Source organism: Poseidonibacter antarcticus (assembly GCF_003667345.1).
In the GTDB taxonomy this organism is placed as follows: Bacteria; Campylobacterota; Campylobacteria; order Campylobacterales; family Arcobacteraceae; genus Poseidonibacter; species Poseidonibacter antarcticus.
This window is the reverse complement of the sequence record NZ_RCWF01000030.1, coordinates 1-3865: the sequence shown is the minus strand read 5'-3', so window position 1 is coordinate 3865 and position 3865 is coordinate 1. Positions and strand designations below refer to the sequence as shown.

Genomic DNA, 3865 nt, shown 5'->3' with positions numbered 1-3865 from the left:
TATATTGATTACTCAGTTTTGCTGGTGGTTATAGAGAAGAGGAAATACCCAGTCCCATTTCGAACCTGGAAGTCAAGCTCTTCATCGCTGATAATACTGCAGGGTCCCCTTGTCGGAAACGTAGGTCACTGCCAGCTCTTGAGTATTTATTCAAATTAGCTTAGCTTTTTACACTTTTTTAGTGCGAAAAGCTAAGCTTTTTTTTTGCGCGCGGTTTATGCTTATTTCTAATTATTCTTTAGTATTTTACTAAAGCTTCTTTTTTACTTTTATCTTTCTTACGTTCTCTTTATTTTAGTTGTTGAATTTTTTTAATAATGTGTTTGTATATCAGTTCATTAGGATTTATTAAATTGGAATATAGATTTTAGAATTAATTTAATAACATTGGTATTTATTTGCACTTGATATAAAAAAGAAAAAAGATATATTAAAAAAATATCATTTAAAGACAATAAAAAATGTTCAACTAGAAGATACAACTTTCTCAATACCTGAAATAATAGAAGAAAGACTAAAATATGCAAATTCTGTTTGGTTTAATCTTGATGAAGAATTTCCAGTAAAACTTTTAATAGATAAAACAGTTAAAAAATATTTTGAGAGAAAACTTTTAAAAGGACAAACTATCACAGGTATTGATTCAGATGGTTCAATACAAATAGAAATAAAAATTACAAATGAGATGGAAATAATACCTATTATTTTTTGGTATATCCCACATATAAAAGTATTAGAACCTCAATGGTTAGCTGACAATATTAAAGAAAAAGTTACTTCTTATGCTAAAGAGATAAGTCTATAAATTATTTTAATTAAATTTTATAAAGTAGACTATGATAAGTCTACTTATATGGTTAAAGAATCTTTGATATTAATTCTTTATTCTTAATAAAAATAGTTGCTTTTGACTCAGAAACTTTCTCTACATTTTTACGTAGTTTTCCATTTGATTTAAAAAGTAAATCTTCTCTTCTATACAAAGATATATTTCTATACTTTTCACAAAAAGCAAGAGGAAATATAGGTTCATTTTTTCTTCTAAAATATGTATTTACAAAAATATAAGAATTTCTAAATTTCTCTTTTTCTTCATAATATTCTCTTACCTTATTAATTTCATCATCTACCAAGCTTTCATTAATATCTAAAACATCAAATAATTTAGTTAAAAAGTCTTTTGAGTTATATACTAAATCATAATTAGCTGAATAAATCCAAGCATAAGTGCTATTTGTTGATTTTAGTTTATTTAGTGTTTTTATAAACTTTTTAGAAGAGTTATACCCAACTTTTTTATATAAATTTCCAATGTCTGTAGAGTTTAGTTTTTCTTTTATTGTTTTAATTAGCATTTAATTATCCTTTTTATTTTTGGCTATCGATACATTTTTTATAGCCTTTTAATGTAATTATAATAAATTAAATAGACAACTTTATGTCCTATAAGAAAATTATATACAAAGAAGGTGTGAACTAATGAATCATTTAAAAGTGCATCACTTTGTAATACTATTTAATAATCCTGCTTCATTTTTTTACTTTAATTTATTGCTTTTACTTTGATATTATAAATGGATAAATTAAATATAGTAAGGAGTTCAAAAATTCTACAGTACAATTAATTTTAAATGATGGTGAAAGTGTTGTAAAAGTAAATAATCATAGAAATGTAAGCCCAAGCTCAGTTCACTAAGCTTTTGACTCAAACAGTTTTTATAAAGTAGATATAGAAATATTGTCAAGTTATGATACACTCCAAGGGTACTTTTTGTAGGAAAAAAGAGAAGTATATTTCATAAATAGGATCAAAATGAATCTTGAACAATTAGGGTTAGAAATAACAACTTTACGCAAAGAGAAAAAATACTCACAAGATGATATGGAAAATTTTAGTGGTATCACAAAAAGAACAATCTCCAAAATAGAAAATGGTTTTGTTGATGAAGTAGGGATAAAAAAGGTTGAGACTATTTTAGATTTACTTGGATATGAATTTAGTATCAGACCAAAAAATCGACCAAAGACACTAGAAGAGTTACAAGATGAACAAAGATAAATTAAAAGTATATTTAAACAAAACTCATAATGGAAACTTAGCTTATGAAGAAGAACAATATATTTTCAACTATACAAGCGATGCAAAAGATGTAGTAAGTTTAACTATGCCTATAAGAAGTGCTAGCTGGAATAGCAAAAAACTTCATCCAATATTTCAGATGAATCTACCAGAAGGTGCTTTGAAAGAGGCTATTGTAAATCATTTCTCAAAAATCCAAACTATGGATGATATGAACCTATTGGCTCTTATAGGTCCATATATGCTTGGTCGTGTGGAGTTTGAAGATATAAATAGTAGTGATAGTACTCTTGAACTATCAAGTATCCTACATTCATCTAAACAAAATCTTTTTAGTGAACTAATGGATAAGTTTGCTATTCGTTCTGGAGTGTCTGGAGTACAACCAAAACTATTATTAAAAGCTCAAGATAAGAAAACTATGAAGTTTGAACACTATATAGTGAAATCTTGGGAACCACAATACTCATAACTAGCACTTAATGAGTACTTTTGTATGAGAGCTGTTAAAAATACAGGACTAGAAATACCAGATTTTTTTCTTAGTGATGATTTAAGCATGTTTGTGATGAAAAGATTTGATGTAAAAGAGGATGAAAACTACTTAGGATTTGAAGATATGTGTGTGCTAACTGCACGAGGAACAACTCAAAAATATGATGGAAGTTATGAAGAGTGTACAAGAGTTATAAAAGATATTATACCTCCACAAAGACGCAAAGATAGTTTGAGAATATTTTTTAAAACATTGGTTATGAATCATTTATTACAAAATGGAGATGGACATCTAAAGAATTATGGGATACTTTATGAAAATGATTTTGATGATGCCTATTTGGCTCCTATATATGATGTAGTAACAACAATAATATATGTAAAAAATGATATACCAGCTTTAAGATTATCAGATGGGAAACTATGGTGGAAAGAAAAAACTTATAAGACTTTTGCAAAACAAAGTTGTGGATTATCTAACAAAGAGTATGAAAATATACTCAAAGAGTGTGAAGATTCTATATCTATCACAAAACAAGAGATTGATCAATACAACACAGATGATAAAGAAGTAAAAGATTTTTTATCATTACTTAAAGAAACATGGAGGAATAGCTTATTATCTATATAATATTACTGGAGAGGTGGAGAAGTAACTAAAATTCATACACTTCATTAAAAGATTCCAAGATAAAATAAACTCAAATGCATCAGTTTAAAGTTATTATCAAAAAACTAGATTATATGAAAAGAGCAGGGTTAATCGTTTATATATTTTAGTTTGGAAATATAGGTTTCCAATACTAAATTATATATATATTCTACTTGTAAAAATCATTCCTATTCGAACAGTATCATAGAGATTGGAATAAATGTGTCTGAATTTTAGTTATCACTCCAAACTTCATATTTATCACAATATATTCTCAATTTAGTCATTTCTTATTCCAATATTAATTTTAAACCAAACATTTTTGTAATATGTAATGCAGTTGACAACCTTACACCTTCTGAACCTTTTTCTAAACGTATAAGTGTTCTACTATCTAAAACTTTAATACAGCTTTGTAATTGTACTTTTATACACTTTATTGATTATATTAAAATCTCGTAATAAACACCACGACCTTGATAATTATTTGTAGATTTTATATTAAAATAAAACACTTTCATTAACTGTGTTATCTCTTTATCTAATAATGATCAAAGACTGATTACTACATTCTTTGCTCTTGTTTAATCTTCTCCATCATCATGTTCATCAAGCATATTCCTAATTTTTTTATACAT

At 26.5% G+C, this 3865-nt stretch carries 4 protein-coding genes, 1 rRNA gene and 1 pseudogene; 5 read left to right on the top strand and 1 reads right to left on the bottom strand.

Annotated features, from left to right (window positions below; genetic code table 11):
- Nucleotides 1-20: 20 nt before the first annotated feature.
- Nucleotides 21-137: ribosomal RNA gene (gene rrf, locus D9T19_RS14280) — 5S ribosomal RNA — on the top strand.
- A 272-nt stretch (nucleotides 138-409) separates the two neighbouring features.
- Complete coding sequence (locus D9T19_RS14835) at nucleotides 410-805, top strand: WYL domain-containing protein (RefSeq protein WP_121628919.1); 396 nt, start codon at nucleotides 410-412, stop codon at nucleotides 803-805.
- 52 nt (nucleotides 806-857) lie between these two features.
- On the opposite strand, the gene D9T19_RS14270 is transcribed toward D9T19_RS14835, so the two are convergent.
- Nucleotides 858-1355 (bottom strand): hypothetical protein, encoded by a 498-nt coding sequence (locus D9T19_RS14270; protein ID WP_121628918.1) that lies wholly within the window; start codon nucleotides 1353-1355, stop codon nucleotides 858-860.
- 458 nt (nucleotides 1356-1813) lie between these two features.
- Here D9T19_RS14270 and D9T19_RS14265 point away from each other — a divergent pair, with 458 nt between their 5' ends.
- The 3 genes and pseudogenes from D9T19_RS14265 to D9T19_RS14255 all read left to right on the top strand — a co-directional run.
- Entirely contained in the window at nucleotides 1814-2059 is a 246-nt protein-coding gene (locus D9T19_RS14265) for a helix-turn-helix domain-containing protein (RefSeq protein ID WP_121628917.1), read from the top strand.
- Entirely contained in the window at nucleotides 2046-2552 is a 507-nt protein-coding gene (locus D9T19_RS14260) for a HipA N-terminal domain-containing protein (protein ID WP_121628916.1), read from the top strand. Before D9T19_RS14265 ends, D9T19_RS14260 begins: the two co-directional genes overlap by 14 nt.
- 15 nt (nucleotides 2553-2567) lie before the next feature.
- Nucleotides 2568-3206: pseudogene (locus D9T19_RS14255) on the top strand (HipA domain-containing protein); the annotation flags it as partial.
- Between the last annotated feature and the right edge of the window lie 659 nt (nucleotides 3207-3865).